The 18,580-nt window shown below is 38.9% G+C and carries 12 protein-coding genes and 1 pseudogene; 9 read left to right on the top strand and 4 right to left on the bottom strand.

What is annotated here, in order from left to right; all coding sequences use genetic code 11:
• Positions 1-362 precede the first annotated feature (362 nt).
• The 3 genes from CICURV3402_RS04560 (at position 363) to CICURV3402_RS04555 (ending at position 2,106) form a co-directional block, all read left to right on the top strand.
• Positions 363-542, top strand: coding sequence for a hypothetical protein (locus CICURV3402_RS04560; protein ID WP_158380033.1), 180 nt, complete (start codon positions 363-365; stop codon positions 540-542).
• 703 nt (positions 543-1,245) lie between these two features.
• The gene (locus CICURV3402_RS07195) at positions 1,246-1,368 is read left to right on the top strand and encodes a hypothetical protein (RefSeq protein WP_268904303.1); all 123 of its coding nucleotides are present in this window, start codon (positions 1,246-1,248) and stop codon (positions 1,366-1,368) included.
• A 591-nt stretch (positions 1,369-1,959) separates the two neighbouring features.
• A complete protein-coding gene (locus CICURV3402_RS04555) occupies positions 1,960-2,106 on the top strand; it encodes a hypothetical protein (RefSeq protein ID WP_187306952.1) in 147 nt (48 codons plus the stop codon).
• A gap of 1,686 nt (positions 2,107-3,792) precedes the next feature.
• Here the strand turns inward: CICURV3402_RS04555 and CICURV3402_RS07665 are convergent.
• Positions 3,793-4,005: a DNA cytosine methyltransferase gene (locus tag CICURV3402_RS07665; RefSeq protein WP_222837050.1), complete on the bottom strand. Its 213-nt coding sequence runs from the start codon at positions 4,003-4,005 to the stop codon at positions 3,793-3,795.
• 1,258 nt (positions 4,006-5,263) lie between these two features.
• On the opposite strand from CICURV3402_RS07665, the gene CICURV3402_RS07375 reads away from it, so the two are divergent.
• The 5 genes from CICURV3402_RS07375 (at position 5,264) to CICURV3402_RS04530 (ending at position 9,915) form a co-directional block, all read left to right on the top strand.
• On the top strand, positions 5,264-5,500 hold the full coding sequence (locus tag CICURV3402_RS07375) for a primase C-terminal domain-containing protein (RefSeq protein WP_320410067.1): 237 nt from the start codon (positions 5,264-5,266) through the stop codon (positions 5,498-5,500).
• A 1,742-nt stretch (positions 5,501-7,242) separates the two neighbouring features.
• Positions 7,243-7,368, top strand: coding sequence for an MbeB family mobilization protein (locus CICURV3402_RS06745; protein ID WP_407079079.1), 126 nt, complete (start codon positions 7,243-7,245; stop codon positions 7,366-7,368).
• 90 nt (positions 7,369-7,458) lie between these two features.
• Positions 7,459-7,605: a hypothetical protein gene (locus CICURV3402_RS06740; RefSeq protein WP_235667664.1), complete on the top strand. Its 147-nt coding sequence runs from the start codon at positions 7,459-7,461 to the stop codon at positions 7,603-7,605.
• Between the two features lie 248 nt (positions 7,606-7,853).
• A complete protein-coding gene (locus CICURV3402_RS04535) occupies positions 7,854-8,006 on the top strand; it encodes a hypothetical protein (protein ID WP_187306951.1) in 153 nt (50 codons plus the stop codon).
• Between the two features lie 805 nt (positions 8,007-8,811).
• Positions 8,812-9,915: a cupin domain-containing protein gene (locus CICURV3402_RS04530; RefSeq protein WP_158380031.1), complete on the top strand. Its 1,104-nt coding sequence runs from the start codon at positions 8,812-8,814 to the stop codon at positions 9,913-9,915.
• Between the two features lie 664 nt (positions 9,916-10,579).
• Here CICURV3402_RS04530 and CICURV3402_RS04525 read toward each other — a convergent pair.
• Both CICURV3402_RS04525 and CICURV3402_RS07190 read right to left on the bottom strand, forming a co-directional pair.
• A pseudogene (locus CICURV3402_RS04525) lies at positions 10,580-10,968 on the bottom strand (Rpn family recombination-promoting nuclease/putative transposase).
• A gap of 65 nt (positions 10,969-11,033) precedes the next feature.
• Positions 11,034-11,156: an Rpn family recombination-promoting nuclease/putative transposase gene (locus tag CICURV3402_RS07190; protein WP_268904302.1), complete on the bottom strand. Its 123-nt coding sequence runs from the start codon at positions 11,154-11,156 to the stop codon at positions 11,034-11,036.
• 4,281 nt (positions 11,157-15,437) lie between these two features.
• Between CICURV3402_RS07190 and CICURV3402_RS04520 the strand changes: the two genes are divergently transcribed.
• On the top strand, positions 15,438-15,653 hold the full coding sequence (locus tag CICURV3402_RS04520; protein ID WP_158380029.1) for a hypothetical protein: 216 nt from the start codon (positions 15,438-15,440) through the stop codon (positions 15,651-15,653).
• Between the two features lie 152 nt (positions 15,654-15,805).
• On the opposite strand, the gene cyoB is transcribed toward CICURV3402_RS04520, so the two are convergent.
• A complete protein-coding gene (cyoB, locus tag CICURV3402_RS04515) occupies positions 15,806-17,797 on the bottom strand; it encodes a cytochrome o ubiquinol oxidase subunit I (RefSeq protein WP_158380028.1) in 1,992 nt (663 codons plus the stop codon).
• Positions 17,798-18,580: the final 783 nt, after the last annotated feature.

Raw genomic sequence — 18,580 nt, 5'->3', positions numbered from 1 at the left:
ATCATTTGGCTGTAAAACGCCCGTCTATGAGTACTATTATCGTGATACACCGTGTGTTGAGGATTTTGGAAGGGAAACACATCTTATTGCGGTATATGAAACAGCCAGCGCCGGAACACTGATTCACCCGCATATGGTGAGTTAACGGTAAGTATTTCTTCTGGAGGGACCAAGATTGTTGAGCAATGAGATAACGGCCGCTACTTTGAGTTTACGCTTAGGGCAAACGAGTCCGGGTTGAAGGTGTTGCCGGTTACGACCGTCAACAGCATAACCGATGTTTTTGACAGCAAGAATTATGGCCAGTTTCAGCCATCGAGTAATATTGGTCTGGCGAGAGTAACCAAATCTATCCGGTCCTCATGCAGAAGCAAAAAGCCGTTAGCGCTCAGAATCGCGGCAAAGTGGCCACATTCGGTGATGAGTTAGCTAATCTGTCGACGCATAAAACTTATGCAGGCATCGCCAATGAGCTGTTATCCGCCGTTGTGTTGTCGATAAGTGAATTACAGGATCAGATCCGAATTGTGCGGCTGATATAGGATGCAATGATACATACCGTGAGAGAATGCCATTAGACTTTGATATTTCCATAATGAACTATTTTCCAGGTGGCAACGACAGTTGGTTAGTCCTGGTGATCAGTGCGTTGTGCAGTTGAGAGAAGGCATAGTAAACCGGCTACGTTGACCGCTAGTGCCCATCAATCCGCCTAAATCAGTACTGATCCAGGCCTTGGCCACGTTATTGCAACGCGTGACTGGTGATTTTCCGGTCACCGCACTGTAGTTGCTACCGGAATAAGAGGAGTCATTAGGTCTGTTGGATAATTGCATGATTAGCGAAACATATACCATTGATCGCCGTTTCCAGGCTGTTATCCTGGCTGGTGGAAAAGGATCACTATAAAAATAGTTTGATATCAGTTTGGCTAAAACGTTAGAATATGACATTACCATTGATAATTTTCGTCAGGCTCTGGTAGGGTTTAGCGTATGTGGTTAGGCAATTAACGAGGATGACTGGCGATTTATCTAGCGGGTTAACGCCCAGTAAATAATGGGGGATGTTCAGGCTAAATATAGTGTGACTTATTGTGGAGCGTCGCTGGCTACCTGAGGCAATAAAATTCTGGAATGTAGGGTTAACCAACTGGCCACGTCGTTCAGAGTGATGTTATTTGGTTATCACTGATTAAATAAAACGTTTTTTTAAATTAAGAAAATTAACTTTTGAGTATTTTCTATGCCAAAAATTGGCAATATTACCAATAACGCCACGCTAGACGGTGAATGTACCGCTGGTAATATGGGGCTAGTAGGGCAAGGCCCTACATTATTACCTGTTAAGCGGTTTCATACCATGTAGCGCTCGCTATGTAATGTTACCACCAAAAATGGTAGTTTATTACATCCTGATGATGACACCCAGATTTTTGAGATTTTAAACTCAGTGTTTTTATTTCAAAACAAAAACAGGGCAGACATCTTGGATAAAGCGCAATTTATAGAAAACCTGGGTTTGTCAGAACTGGTAGATTGTACAAAAAATGTACTGTATGAGAGGCATGTCGGTGAAATGCCAGGTAAAATCCACGTGTACGACACCCTCCTGCTGTCAAAGAACAGCAGGATCGCTAAATACTAGAGAGACGGTAATATTGAGGAGACTGCTGGGATGGACTATGAATCCAGTGGATAACCACCAAAATCTAGGAAACCGTATAAAACCGGGACAAGTGTGGGGAAGTCAAGCGCACCTTTCTCCGGGATATCAGATTATTTAGTGCGCATCGTATGAGTGTTGAGTAGCATCACCGATAACTTCCCGCAGGTGCAGTGGTAACTGTGTTTAAAACGAATTGTATATAAGAGATGCGTGGTGTCGATGATTATGCCTATTACCGATTCATAAAAACATCAACGGTCAGTGGAGAACCGTAGGGAAAGGATAACTCACATGAAACTCTATCGACATTTTAAAGAAACCACAGCTGAGGACTTATCTTCCGATCAAAAAACCAGCGAAAACAGACCTCTCAGTGCCTCTTATATGCAGATGAGCAGGGTCGCGACTGGTATGACATTCAAAAAACCTTTAAGCTAGACAGGGTTACAGTGGTGTTGGATGAAAAAAACTGTGGTCTCAATTTCAAAAGATGCCTCTACCTGATTTCCGTTCAACGCCATCGTGGTAGATCTCAACTCTCTCCCAGAGGGGGCGACATATCACGGGAACTGGATATTTGACGGTCATCAGGTTATCAAACGTATCGACATCAAAGCAGAAAGCCGCCAGAAAGCCATAAGAAAAAATCGCGGTTAATGAACGTTATCACGATAGCCCTGGTGTCACTGGCGGATGTGGTAGAGTTGGGTTGCGCCCGAACAAGAGCTCCAAGTTCTTAAAAGCTGGAAAATCTATCATGTCGCCCTTCAGCGACTTGACTCCTCAGTATAAGAAATAAACTAACTAAAACCACAGAAGGGGTAGCATGAATCAGATTTGTAATCTCTTCTTTATTTTGTTAGTTTAATTATCGGTTCAGATTAAAACTAAATTCACTTTATTTTCAGCCATGTACTTTTTTCTCTACTCTCAATGTAACAATGTTCAGTGATAAATGAGAGTGTTATTATTCTTAACGATAGCGTCAAGCCAATGTGAGTTGTTATGTTTTGTCCATTTCCCATATAGCTGATTAAATTTTTTCTACTCAACGTTGCTTGTCATTTTATACTTTTTATTTTCTAACCACTGATTCATTTTTTCTTTAAAACGTTTTCTATATTAACTGGTTTCACATAATTCCCGCCTAAGGATCAACAACTCAATAGTTATCGTAATATGAGAAATAAATAGCGTCCTTAGCTGTGCGAAAGGAGGCACCCCTACTAAACTAAACGTATGTGTTCCTTTATTATCCACTTTGCATTGGGTAGCATATCCTCAACTTTTATTAATAAATTGAGTAGAAATACAAGGCATTTCCTCATAGTTGCCTGCTCCCTTTTGACACGATTCACTGTAGTTGGTCATATGCCCTTGAATATTATGCCTTCGAATATTATGAAGCGCATTAATAGCTTTGTTTTGGCGCTCTAAGTTTTTAGGGTCTAAAAATTTAATTTTATTTACCGATTTTACCTATTTTAAATTGGCATTTGACTAATTCAAATGTTTTTTTTCTAAAAACTCATTAGAGTGTATTTTATTTTTAAAGCTTTAATTAAAGGTATTTCACCTGTATGATATGTTGTGTTTTGAATAGGTACTTTACCTTGATGAGGAATTTTATTTTTTATAAATCGTTTATTAAGAAACTTAATGATATTTTTAATATTTTAAGTGAATAGGTAAATTTTTTCGTAGAAGAATGAGAAGTTGTATCAACTTCCATTTGTCGATACGGTATTTTTTGTAAAAATCTATGGATTTTATATTATTTCTTTCTTTATATTTTAAAGATTTTAATAATAGATAGATTATTCAAATAAAAAATTTAATCTCTAATAAACCTCAGCGAGGTGCTCTAGACTTTTCAATGTTATTCACTTCTCTTAAATCCAGTTTTAGATAACTCATTTTATTTTATTAAATCATTTTTAAACGTTGAGACTTTTTAATTTAAAATATTTTACAAATTTCAATGAAAATAAATGTTAAATAAAGTTTATCTGAGTCATTTTATTCAATTTTTTGTAAATTAATTAATTTCTTTCAAAAATACATTTTTGTATGTGCACTTACATTCTTTCGGTTACGTGTCGCGCTGTCTACTACATCAACCATTCAGGGAAACAAGGGCAATGCAATTGAATTGCCATCTCGATCTGAGCCAACACGTGGTCTCATGATGCGGGCGACTTCCTGCATGACCAGCATGAAGACACTATTTCTGCACTGACGGTAAGCCTGCGTATAACTGACAGGTCTCTGCAAAGAGTCAGGGAAGCCTATCAGTCGTGCGCATTCATGTGGCGTCAGGTGTGTCTGGCAGTTCATTGTTGGTGCCCTTACATACAAGGATTTTTGACACATCCTTTTGATATCTGGATGACAGTATGTGTATAACACTGTTGGGATAGACCATAAAGCCGAACCCATTGCCGGCGGTGCGGCGATTTGTAATGCACGTCATAGCTCACCTTGTCCCTGAACGTTTACAGGATCACGTTGAAGGTGTGGACCTTTGTATGACAGCAGGTTCTTGATGTTTTACAGAAGGAAGGCCTGTAGTACCTGGTTGCGATAATACGAGACACGTAAAAGAACAGGGTCTCCTGCGTGGTGCATTCGAAATCATGTGGGTTACCCAGCGAATTCTATTTACTTACGCCTGTCATACTGCACGGCTGTCCGGGAAACTTGCCGCGCATACATCATGGTCCGGCATATCCTCTGCCAGATATGGAACGATATCCTCAACAAAATGATGGTAGACACCGTAGTTCTCAACGTAGTTCTTTTCGAGAACCTGTTCCATTGGCCGGTAAAAACGCATTCAATGACGTGAGCATCGAATGCCCATATGGATGTTGCTAATGACTGCGAATAGCTCAATGAAGCGAAAGTGGCGACAACCTTCTGTTGTGCCGGCTGCAGGTTGTTACAACAGGTTGCGCAACATCGAGTATTGACGGACATGGTGTTTTGCCTTTTTCCCATCGACTTACGGTTTTGGTTTCCTTGCATGCATGTTCGGCTATTTAGCGCTGCGTGAACCTGCTGCGAGCCTGTTTCAGGAGTTCCGTCGGCTAGGCATGTGTCATATATTGCTCTCCGGCAATTTTTGCGGACATTAATCCGTGCGCGTGTGCATGTATGGGGGCATGTTACTCAACAAATCGGAAAATAAGAGTACACAGACACCTGAAGTAAAATCGGGGTCAAATATCATTTTCAATGACCGCCGTGTCTCACTGCTTATATTATGACGTCGTCCGGCTGGAGGGGTGTTTAAGAAAGGAAATTGATTGGAAAATGAAAATTAAAAAAGAACTGAATATCCTGATTTTGAGAAAAACACAGGTCATATTAAAAATTAAGTGATTGTTAAATGACACTTAAAATATCACCTTGGATCCGATTTTATTGTCTTTTATTGCTTATTTTAACCGAAAGTTTATTATCTGTTGGTTTTGAAATAATTTTTATTTAAAAATTGCCTATTTCGGGGTTAATTTTCAAAAATCTGAACCACGGTCACTGAAAAATTGCCGTGTGACAGACGGAACTCTACACGCTGGGCTGGGTAGCCGATTTGCTTGACCTGAGCGTGGAGAACGACAAAGAAATAGTTGACGACTACGGCTTAAGCCGTAAACGAACCCTGTTCGACAAAACCCGAAAGTGGGCATACCGAGCCATCCGCCGCTGGACCAAATACGATCAGTGGCTGAAAGCCTGCTATGAGCGCGACAGCGCTTATGATTTGCAGTTTGATGCTCCTCTGGATGAAAATAATGTCAATGGAATAGTCAAAAGTATTGCTAAATAGACAATTTTCAAACATCTCAGAAATTCTGAGTTAAAGAATATATAAAAAACGTACACATCAAAAATACAAGCTTTGAGAGGTAGCGTTAGAGGTTGCAAAAGCAAAGGTGGGAGCGCAAGAAAAATTCTAATGGTCCTACATCATAACGGACTATAAAACTATGGCTTTTACTTTATATTAGTCGTTCAACCTATAATAGGTTGAAAACAATTTTAAGATTTCTGTAAAGGTCTTCTGTAAAAAGTTTAGATATTGATTTCATTAGATGCGTTGCTGTTATTTCAGTGATTTTAATACATATAACTATGGGGCGTTTTCTGATGCCACTCTCATGCATAGTAATAAATCAGCATGTATTTCTAGTCATATTTATTACACATTAACCAGATTTTGCGTTCCTATTTTTATCATATCGGCTTATTTAGTTTTGAATAATAAATCGAATAAAAAATTGGCATGAAAGATTAGTAAGGCTTAGTTTGCCATTTGTTACATGGTCGGTTATTTATTATGTGAGATGCTCTATCATTCCTAATAAACCTACTAATGAATAACACATCATTTCATCTTTTTCCTCCATTATAGGTTATACGCTTCTTCTTCCTGCGATTAAATTTTTGTTTACCAATGATAAAAAAGATAGATTGAAGTATATTTTCGTTATTGTCTTTTCATTGTACATTGTCATCCATGCAGTTACTATGTGGCTAAATTATTTTGTTGGGGACTATAAATTTATCCTCAGTATAAATAATTGTTGCCTAACATTAGCGCCTTTATTGATTTATACATTCGCATTCCCGTATTTTTATAAAAAAGTTAACGTGATCAATTGAGGTGGGTTGCTTAACTACACTGATAGTTAATTTGATACTTAATGTTCTGATTTCTAATAAATTAGACACACCTAACGAATGGTTTTATAGCTCTACATCACTACTGGCTTTTATTTCATCTTTTATTTTTATTTTGTTTAATGTGCTTATGTTAGTAGACTTTTCATGTCTACCAAGGATGGTTTGTAAGGTTATTTTTATTTTGGACAGTGTTTGCTTAGGATATACTGATCTCACTGGTTAATATATTTAATTTTCAATAACTATGGTTTCTTATTTTCTCGCCGTGCTATCGTTGATCAAATACTAAATATAGTAATAGTCTTTTCTGGTTCTATCGTGTTGACGTTCTTAGTGCACAATATTAAACTGTTACGCTATTTCTTGTATCTCAATTTTTGTGAGATAAAAACAAGCCTATATCATAAAAAGCTTTCTACTGTAGAAGGCTTTTTTGTGCAGTCAGCACGGAATATAACATACTGCACGATACCATAAGTCAGTACACACAGCGTCCCCTCTACGAGAAGTTTTCTATGACTAGTTCAGTAGGCTCGCCGATCCATGAAACCCACGACGTCCACTCCGAAAAATTCTCACAGTAGTACGAATTTTCTCTCAGCGGAGCCTATCAGAAAGTGAACGAAAGAAATCACAAGCCGGCTCGCCAAAACTAAGTATTAACGAATTTCCGATCGCCGCGACCAGACTCACCTTGCTGAGTAGCTGCGACTTTGACCGCGTGGACCGTCCCCGCGTAAACGCTTGCTAGACACTGACTAACGACCGGCAGGATGTGGTGACGCCGCCGAAAATATGTGGCATACCGTGTGCGGGAAACTAAAAGTAGCATTAGTATTTCTCATTCGGACGGCGGCCGAAATATTAGGTTAAAAGAAATAATTTATGAGCGCGATTTTAAATTTGGCAAATAGATTCAAGGAGAAATCAAAGCAGCAGGTGCAGGATACCGAGCAGCGCGTGAAGCGCGAGTTCGTAAGTCTGGAGCTTTCTATCAGCGCGGAGCTGTAATGAAGCTCTTAGAGCATCAGTTATGTTATCCGTGAGCAGAACGGCAGGCTACAGGTATACTTAGATCCTCCGTTTGAACGGAGATAGCGTGTGTATTCGGTTCGCCTTTCTGATCGGCATCCTTGGCGGGATAATCTGGTTTCATGGCACGATTATCACATCACGCCTGAGCGACATGGACACCATCAGCAGCTTTTAGCACATGTTCTGGACTACCTCACAGGCGCTGACGCATAGCGCCAGGGTGCGTCATCACTTGAGAAAGCAGCTGGACAGTTTGCGCGAACAGGTTTAGAACTTAATCAGGAGCGTCAGCCGCTTGACGCGCTGAGTAAGTAGCATGACCGCATACGTGCGGAGAAGCTAAGCGAACAGAAGCCATCGCCGCAGAAAAAACCAATCGGCTACCATGGCTTCTCGATGTGACCGCTGTCCTGAATCAGAGCATGGTGTACTATATGCCCCATTGCAAACAGGAGGCAGTCGTGAGTCACGCTATTAATTTTATCGAGGCCCCGATATTTACTCATCAGATAAAACAGATTGTCACGGCTGAAGAGCTCAGGGAGCTGAAAACGACGCTGATTAAGTCGACAGACAAAATCACTTTCATCTATCCGGTGGGCTGTGCAAAATAAGATGGCGACGGGCAATCAGGGGACAGGCGGCAGCGAGAGGGTAATACTTCCTGGCACCTTGATGATGAATTACCCTCTCCCATCTCTGAGTTTGCTTCTCATTTTCAGCAGAATGATTTCTATAAAATGGAGCACCAAGATCGCCTTCGCTCTATTGAAATCCACTCCTATGAAGCTGATTAACTGATGCGATCTTATTATTTTGCTAAGGATCCCCTCTATGAAGAACAGACACGATTGTGTATTGGCACCATTTTCACGCCAGAAAAGTGGGGAATGTATTACTCAAAAATAGTTATTGTCACGCGCCAAGTCTAGCTACTTTTTATTTTATCGGCCAGTAAATATCTTTACCGCAAAAGAACTCGAGGTTATCTTTTGTGTATCATAAAATATGAGTAGAAAGCTTATTACCCTGCATTTTGGATTATCACACCGTATAGTGGAAAATAAATTACAGGTCATTTATCGTGAAGCACAGGATCACTTTTTATATCAGTTCAGCGAGTACTGCTGTTATAAAGGTGACTATCATTATACTCCATAGAAACTCCTGAGGCCGGCTTGTCATCTACTAGATATGAGTCTGTGACAAGCGGCTGGGCTCTGTCTTGTTGAATTGACTGCAACAGAATTTTACTTCTTTTTATATCCTACGAATAATAAAAAATATCAATATAAATAAGAAATGCCAATCAATGTTTTATTTGATATCATCATTTTAATAAAATGCGATACCATTAAAAAACTTAATGGTAGGCGCGTTTTATTAATTTTGATAATAAAAACAGGGAGAATGTAGTACATGCATCTCATCGTTAATTGGGAAAATTTTTTGCATCACCACTGGCAAAATCGGCCTGTTTTGTTAAGAAAAGCAATTTCTGATTTTATCAATCCTATTTCACCTGAGGAACTAGAAAAACTAGTGAGAGAAAAAGTGATTGAGAACCAAGTCATTCAAAGGCGTCACGGAAAATGTCAGTTAGTGCATCAAGCATTTAATGGATATGCCTTATTAGGTCAACGGAACTGGTCACTAAAAGTTGAATCAATAAACCATTGGCATAGAGCTTCTGAAGAATTCCTGTCTTTGTTTCGTGTTTTCCCCGATTGGGTCAAAGAATCGCTGACGGTATTTTTTTCAGTACCCGGTGGTGGGATTGGCCCTCAGACTAAACCGTCTGACGTGTTGGTGATACAAGGGATTGGACGCAGCAGATGGCGTGTAGGAGATCGATGGTTATGGCCGGTTGGTTATGGTCAGAAAGACTTTTCTGAGTCTATCATTAATGAAGAGCTGAGTTCCGGGGATATTTTGTATATCCCCAAGGGATTTCCACATGAATCGATGTCGTCCGAAACCGATATGAGTTACTGCCTTCATTTTTGGACAGACAACAGCCTACGTATGATAAGGAATTGGACTGAATCGCTTTCAGATGAAAATCATCGAGGCATTGAGTATTCCCCCGCGCCTGATTTACTCCTGCGTGAAGACCCAACCGAAATTCTGCCTCAAGATATTACCGCTCTCCAAGCCATGATGAGCCAATTTTTACTCCAGAAGAGAGAACATCTGGAAAACTGGTTTACCCAGGAGATGTCTCAAACTTCTTATGAGTTACCGAAAGCACCAGAGGCTCAGGTGTACTCCCCTTCACAAGTTCAAACCTTATTACAAAATGGCAGTCGATTGAATCGCTTAATGGGGTTACGTATGTTACACATCGGCGACCGATATTTTGTCAACGGGGCGTCGCTTTCCTTAGATTATGCCGATGCCTGGAATATTCTGGCTCGTCACAAGACTATTGAGGGCCCCCTACTCAGTCACATGATACAAGACGACGATTTTATCGCACAATTAACTGTGCTGATTAACCAAGGATATTGGTATTTTGAATAAATAGAGTGTGGATTTTTTATTCTGTGTCCATGTCTATAAAAACGTTTTCCTCGCCGCTCGCCCAATCAGCTTTGGTTGGAGATTTCAGTTATGTGAAGCAGAAAAAACTGAGCTTAAGTGACTGCATGATTAATGTCTTTTCTGGCATTATCGTGGGATCGGGATTATATCCTTAAAAACGAAGACGTGACTCTTCCTAGATGAGTCTTATACTAAGTGTTCTAAGACAGGGATTATCCCTTGTTTTTGCAATAGTTTTTAACTGATCCAGAGAACTAATTTTTATAAATACCCAGCAATTTTTTACTGCTCTATTTAACAGGTCTCATTTTTGAAGCATTTTGAATGCACGTCCAGGTATTTATTCCAGGGAATAACTCAGTCTTTTGTTTTCAACGGCTCATGACCTTCCTTTAGAAGGTGTCACAATCCCCATTTAAATGTGAGCGAGTCTCAGAGTCTATCGAGTTTATGATCAGATAAACCCGTAGACATGTTGACGGTATAACGGTCAACCTCATGAGCTAAAAATTGTTTAACCATCTCAATTTTGTTTTTTCATTTTTTCTTGAAGGTCTTCAAGTTTGCTTTTTGCATGCCTATCTCTGTAATTTTTTAAGCCATTGTCATTACTATCCACTCATGTTTCTCTGATTTTGTTTCACTATCCTATGATAAACTGCATGTGGGCTATCACGTTCACCTCTTGAATCAGATAGCTCATCATCGTCATGACTTGATGATCTGTATATGCAGTATACGATAAGATGTCTACAATTTCATTGAGTAACTCACTCATATCCAGGTAGCGAATGTGCTTCTGGATCAATTCTAATAACATCATCCGGCGATACTGCAGAATCTCACCATCGTCTAGCGTTGTCACATCCGCCAGTCTGAATGGCGGCGTATAAATACGCCCCGCCGAGGCTTTATCTTTAAACACTTCATCCAATAGGTGCTGTAGGGATGCGGGCTTGTTTCGCCCACGTAAAATAAAATCGGAAATACCAACAGTAGCGTTTTATTACCAGCATCTAGATGCTTTTGCATCGCGGCCATACTATAGTGCATTAATCGCTAGGTAATCAGTTGATCTGGGGTCAACTGGGATTCAATCAATATGTAGAGGTATCCTTTTTTTTGGGACTCAATGAATACAAAATATCACTTTGATACGTCTTGATGTCTTCATCGACAAAAGACCCGGACTCCACTTTTATTGTCGTGAAATCATACAAGGCTTTAATTTCATCAGGGAGCCATATCTCAAAAAAGTCTTTCGCTGTCTCTTTTCATAGAGAAACTGTCAAAAAACAGCGTCATAGGGAGTCGGGATGAACTTATTAGTCATCGTGATACATTAAATGTCAAAGTGATAGATGAGGTTATCATAGAATGCGTGGATTTTCGCTAGTATGAGGGGGGCCGATTTAAAATGCCTTTTTAAAAAGGATTTTTTACTTAAGAATGCCAGCGCGCCACGATTCTCGCAAAGCGTCAGCCAATCGCCGCTTCAATATCGGCGATTTTATTGATGTTCTATAGTCGATCCGTTGATTTATCACAGTGAGATGTCACAGATTCAGAAAAGAATATCAGCCATAGATTAGTTAAAACCGATGAGACTGTATGAGTCAGAATCATGAATGAATGTCAGAACATCAATCAAACAGCAGGGGATGCTTACTAGTTAATATTCAATGGGATATCGATAGGTGCAGACTGTACAATCCGACTTGGGAGAAACTACACCCTTCGGGGGTCTTCTTCATTCATAGTGACTCCAAGTTTAACTTTAGGGGTACAGTCATTGGCGGTGAAAACGTGAATTTCTGGTCGGTATGTATATATTATCATAACTCAGGTGTCTGGTTGAATGAGATTCAAAAGCAAACTGATTCTAGTAGAAGATTCATGGAAAATAACGGGTGAGAGAGTTCATCTAAAACAACCGAGTGCGGATTAATCACCGTGATACTTTTCCTCTTTTTTTTGAAAAAAGCGTTCATTAGAGTCAGCAGTATTCACAATATCTTGAGATAAATACATACGGGAAAATCCCGAGTGGTTAGTGGATTTTTTTTGTAGTAGAGATAGTCACCAAAGCCCAGTAAAACAGGTAAAACTAAAACTGAGTTTTTATGACTTCGAATGAGAGAATGAAAAAATTATTGATTTCTATAGCACATCCAGACAGAGTAAAGAATAAAAAACTCACCTGAAATAGCGTCATAACTCTGTTTAAAGAGTGAGCCTGATATTATTTTTAATATTATCTAAGATGACTGCTACCGTCCTGTAACTAATATTTCGCATGGCGGAATCGCTTTTTTAGTCAATCCAAAATAAAAAAGCATTGCCGTTTCAAGTTGCTCTGTCGTGGCAAGCTCTGGAAAAAGCTGTCGGAATTTTTTGATTTGCTTCAGGTTGAAAGTTTTTATAAGAGTCCCTCCCTTAAAGGTTAACATCCAGACTAGAGAAGGTTGTCTTCTTTGAACATCTCGTTAAAAGAGCTTCGTTCTTTGTGGGTCAATAAGACTTCGCAATAAGGAGTATTTGAGTTTTTAGAGATAACCCAGTATATATCGATAAATTTAGAACAGGTTTTAAGAAAAGGTTTGGTAACAGACATAGTTTCGATCTCTATTACAGGTATAAAACTTTACCTACTTGCTACTAAACGGGCTGCTAAGATATAATAGTGTTAGTAGACCGATGTAAGAGAAACCGGAGAGCTATTCAGCTCTCCTCGATACGCCTTACCATAATGCAGAGGTAACTATGGATTACGACGGGCATAAAAAACCGCATATAGCGGTAGTCCGCTCTTACATTTAGACTACTAAACCTAGTTACCTACCATTGGTAAAATATCAAATGTAACTTGAGGGTTTTTATGTCAATGGGTTTATTGAAGGTGACAGTAGGAAGGGAATATTACTCATTAATTTAACATTGTAATAGCCAACCCATTCGCGTTTGTGTTTTAGATTTAATGCCATTTAGGACATTGGAAGGTAGTATTAGGTAGTGACAGGGGACCAATAGGCATGCCCGCTGAGACGTGAGCGTAAACGAACTACTGAATGGTTATGTACCACGGAACTGTGCTTTTGCTCACTGTCAGATGGTTTTATATCTTTCTGATTGAAAAGAAAACATAGATTAATTTATATACAATTTTTTCCACGTTTTATTTCTTTTTTTTTTAAAAGATTCACTGTGATTTTTAATTTATTCATTAGGCTGTATCTATCCATCATCAAAATTGAATTGCATCTAAGTGTTGAAAAGTGTTTTTAAACGAACTAATGCTCATTTTTGTGGAAGTTTATGCGCATCGTGATTCTAATTTTAAGTATCTAATGGTGGCGACGACGACAATAAGCGTGTTCTCGTGACTATATTTAAATGAAACGAGTGACTTGATCGAGGAGCCTGAAGCGCGGCTGTTATTTGTTATGAATGAACAACCCCGCTAAATCATGTATGCATACCATAAAAGGGTAAAATAGATCTATAACCTTTATTTGGTATGTAGTGTGAATAAATAAAAAAGTTTGATTTTATCATAAGTATTTTTATTATTTTAATTTTATTAAAAACAAGTTTCCCTGCAAACCTTAAATATCTTTTATCAACGCTTCTCTTCAATTTATAAAAATTGAGTTATCACTGATGCAATAACCAAAAACTCCATTGATTGTAAGTCATCCGTACCATCAAAGAATTTTATATCTTCAAATAATTTTGATTTTAACGAAAATATTTTGAAAATCGACTTAACAGCGCCTTCATTAACTATAGCAATTTTTTAGGTAGATTAGAGTTTTCAAAAAATGCAACAAATATTGATTAAATTTCTATGTTTTATAAAAACATGAATAAATATTATATGTCTTGAAATAAAAATTTATTTATCAAAACGGTGATAAGTTAATAAATATAAAAGAAAAGTATTTAATACTCAATAACTTTTGCCACGAAAAATAAAATCTATTTTTCTCATTTTGTGTTATTTTAAATTTTCTTCTTAAATATAACCCCTTGATATCATCTCCTAAACTCGAAATTTGAATTTCATTCTCTATGTCTCAAAATGTACAGGAGGAGAGCTAAAATATTTCTTAGGAAGCTGTACGCCGATTAGTAGAGCATTTTCCAAAAAAATAATCAAAACATTCTTCATATCTCGTTGTTTCAATTAAGAATAGAGGAACACCGCTTACCAGAGTTGGTTAAATAACTTTCCGTTTTTCTCAAAAAATACATTCTTGCCCACTTTAACGATACAGTCTTCTTTTACCGATACACAGGAAAATATTTTTTAGACTCTGGAAAATGTACTTAGAAAACTTGCAGAAGACCAATGAAAAAGTCGAAAATTATGGTGTGGGACTACTACCCGGCAATATTAACCACCACATCACTGTTTTTTATCATTCAGGCGTAGACCAACAAGATCAAAATAAGCTATTCCTCTTTATGAATCATCTTATTCGATGGATAACTATTAAACTAGGTTTTTCCTTTACAACTGAAGCGATAGGTATTTGAAAGCTTAAGACAGCAGGTAACGTTGAGGAGATCATCCACCAGTTTAAAATCAGACCTTAATCAGAAAAAATCTGTGAGATTGTGCGTTAACTACGCTTATGACGAGTTCTGGTCTGGCGTTATCATACGTGAGCCCCTTGCCTCTTTCTCATGATAGTATAAGTCGATGGTTGTGATGCTCAGTGGAACGAAAAACTCACGTTAAGCAATATCCTCTCGACTGGGTATTGCCTGTTCCACGATCTATAAAATTGTAGTGGAAAAAAGAGCGCGTAATTAATTTTATTATCGTTCGATATTCTGTTGTGTAATAAATTTAAAGGTACAGATAATATTAGGTCGGCATATGTAAACAGGTGCTCACCTGGATTGTAATGAGATCAACATACGTAAGATCCATTATCACTAAGTTATTCACGCTCGCCGATTTACGCTGGGCTTTATGCAGCGATGATAGAGAAATAACTTTTTCCAAAGATAAATCTGTTTATACAGCCTACTTTACAGAGAAAACTATGGAATTATATGACATGAGGAAGCTAATTAATTTAGTTGCTGTAAAAAACAATGAGTTGATAGGTTTTATTTCTTTGTTTTTATTAGATCAAATATCTTTGGCGCTTCTGATATAGAGCAAAACGCCTCGTCTGTTAAAACATCCTCCACACACCTAAAAAAATCGTGGTGCCGCAGGGGAAAAGCACTCTGCTCGACCAGATAGCGCGTTTAGTGACTCTCAAATTTTAACAAAATAAACTGATGAAGCGGCCTTGTCTTTTCGTGACGCCCCTCGTACAGAGCACGAGAAGAGATCTTTAAAAAAGATAGTGTAGGAAAAGTAGAGCCGCATTATTTTAGCAAGTCTTCAGTATTATCTCTTCTTATTATGCACTTACAGAATATGGCTATCACATTACTTTGTTATTATTACTTGAAGCGGAGCGTTTGTTTAAAAAGTCGAGTTGACGGCTTTATCAGAAAAATTACGAATACAGCCTCTGCTCATTCCTATCAAATTGACATTAGATAAAGCCAAAATGATGTATTTGGAGCAGCATCAACATTTGCTCACAGTAATCGGCATTGACTTAGCCATAGAAAAAAGATGGCCGTGCTTGGGGGGTTCTTTAGCATTACGGGCTTACGATCTGCAAAATCTCATCCCACAGAGTTATTAGTATATTTGTCGACCTATAAAAATCCTGTTGCCAGAAACTCTATCCGAGTTGAGTATATGGTACGCTTCAGTCAACTACCATGGTGATGCCGTACTAAAAAATGTACTCTGATGAGCCCAACAATTTGACTGGCGTTGTTGATCATAAGAGATTCAGTTAACCTGATTCGGATCTGCTTTACTCAGATGTATATAATGTTCATTTTCAATGCGCTCAATGTCTGAAACGGATACGTTATAATCTACATTTTCGTCGAAACTTTTCGCAATCCAAATGGCACCTATTCCTATCACCCCCACTATCGACAGCCACCAGATAGACCAAACCATGGCAAAACCAAAAATGACACTAAAAGCGCCAATAATGATACCCGCGGCACTATTTTTAGGCATATGAATTTCTGTATATTTTTCTGGACGTTGATAAGCTTCTCCCTTCTCTTTCATGTCAAAAAACGCATCAAGGCTTTTGATTTCTGGCACCACCGCAAAATTGTAAAAAGCCGCAGGAGAGGAGGTCGCCCATTCCAGGGTACGCCCTCCCCACGGATCCCCTGTTAAATCCCGATTTTTTTCACGATCACGGATACTGACGAAAATTTGAATGAATTGGCAGAGAATGCCACAGGAAATTAGAACAGCACCTCCTGCTGCTACCATCAACAGAGGATGAAATTGTGGATTAATATTTTGGCTCAGACGACGTGTCATCCCCATTAAGCCCAAGATGTATAGGGGCATAAAGGCGCCGAAGAAACCGATCAGCCAAAACCAAAATGCCCTAATTCCCCATTTTTCATTTAAGGTAAATCCAAACGCCTTAGGAAACCAATACGTGAGGCCGGCAAAACAACCAAATACTACACCTCCAATAATCACATTATGAAAGTGTGCAATTAAAAATAGGCTATTGTGCAACACAAAATTCGCGGCAGGCACAGCCAGTAATACCCCTGCCATACCCCCTACAGAAAAAGTGACAATGAAACCTAGGGTCCATAACATTGGTGAATGAAAATGAATACGCCCTTGGTAAAGGGTAAACAGCCAGTTAAAAATTTTCACTCCGGTTGGGATAGAAATAATCATGGTCGCGATCCCGAAGAAGGCGTTGACATTCGCCCCAGAGCCCATGGTAAAAAAATGGTGGAGCCAAACAATAAAGGCTAAAAAAGTAATGACAATCGTCGCCCAAACTAAGGAGGTATAGCCGAATAACCGTTTCCTTGAAAAGGTGGCCGTGACTTCAGAAAAAATACCAAACACAGGCAGTACCAGGATATACACTTCAGGGTGACCCCAAGCCCATACTAAATTGATGTACATCATCATGTTACCGCCCATATCATTTGTAAAGAAATGGGTACCCAGATAGCGATCTAATGTCAGTAAGGCGATGGTGACAGTTAAAATAGGGAAGGCAATAATGATCAAGATGTTTGAGCAAAATGAAGTCCAGGTAAAGACAGGAATTTTCATCATTGACATTCCAGGTGCGCGCATTTTGAGGATGGTCGTAAAAAGATTAATGCCAGTGAGCAAAGTCCCTATCCCAGAAATCTGTAAGCTCCATATCCAATAGTCTACGCCCACGTCAGGGCTGTATTCTTTACCGGATAAAGGTGGATAAGCCAACCAGCCTGTTCCTGCAAATTCCCCTACGCCTAAAGACAGGTTAATTAAAACCATTCCTGCCACAAAAAGCCAAAAACTTAAAGAATTGAGGACGGGGAAGGCCATATCTCTGGAACCAATCTGTAATGGCACCACCAAATTCATTAAACCAATCACGAGGGGCATCGCCACAAAAAAGATCATGATCACGCCATGAGCGGTAAAAACCTGCTCGTAATGATGAGCAGTCAGAAAACCCGTTTCGCCTGTAGAAGAGAGTGCCTGCTGGCTCCGCATTAAGATCGCATCAGCAAATCCCCGTAATAACATGACCAGGGCGACGACAATATACATGATGCCGATTTTTTTATGATCGACAGAAGTCAGCCATTCCCGCCATAACCATGGCCATTGACCAAAATAAGTGATCGCTGATAGCAGCGACAACCCTGCTAGCATAACGACGGCCAAGGTCACCATAATGATAGGTTCATGGACAGGGATTGCATCAAAAGTGAGTTTCCCTAGCATTTTAAATCCTCCACTGAGGCAGAGCCTCATGGGTTTAAGAAATTCATCACTGAATCAGAGGGTATTTTGAAATGAATACGGACATTCATCGGAAAGGCCCATTGACTCACTATCTATATCTTTTTTGGGATAAATACCCACAGATTTCCATCAAGAGAAATAACTGAATGGTGATCGGGTGGTTATAGGAAGATAATTCGTAAGCATTTTTCTAAGTGATGAGGCCAAAAAAGGGCGACTATCCTGCTGGGGGTCATCCAAACCAGAATTCCAGTTTTTTGGAATGAGTTTAGTTTAGAGAATAAGTGACCTTAGCAATTAATAGTGCACCCACGAAAGTCAATATGAACATTTTTTGATATCTCCCAAAGTTTTCTCGACCCCTCTTATTCCTTGCGGCGCAATCAAAATAGCCTCACGGGCACTCGGTATGATCGAAGCAACAAAGGAAAATAAAATACTCAAAAATTAGATTAATCTTTTAGCTGTCATGACGGACAACCTCAATGGCAAAAAGGGGGTATCAACATCTAATTTTTCCAAGTATTATAGCTGTTTCATTACCATTTAAAATCATTTTTTAAATAAAAATTATAAAATATGGCCTGGTAATTGAAAACTCAATAGTGCCTATTAAAATAGTGTCTCGTTCTCCCTGATGCTTCTAGATCAGACAAGGCTTTTCATGAATTAGCACATCTAGGCTGACAATTCGCAGCTCATGTCTGGTTCGACACTGATATCATCATAATTAATAGCTTTTACGATAAATTTTGAATTTGT

Origin of the sequence: Candidatus Williamhamiltonella defendens (genome assembly GCF_900699045.1) — a bacterium.
Taxonomy (GTDB): domain Bacteria; phylum Pseudomonadota; class Gammaproteobacteria; order Enterobacterales; family Enterobacteriaceae; genus Hamiltonella; species Hamiltonella defensa_A.
This window is presented reverse-complemented; position numbering and strand designations above follow the sequence as displayed.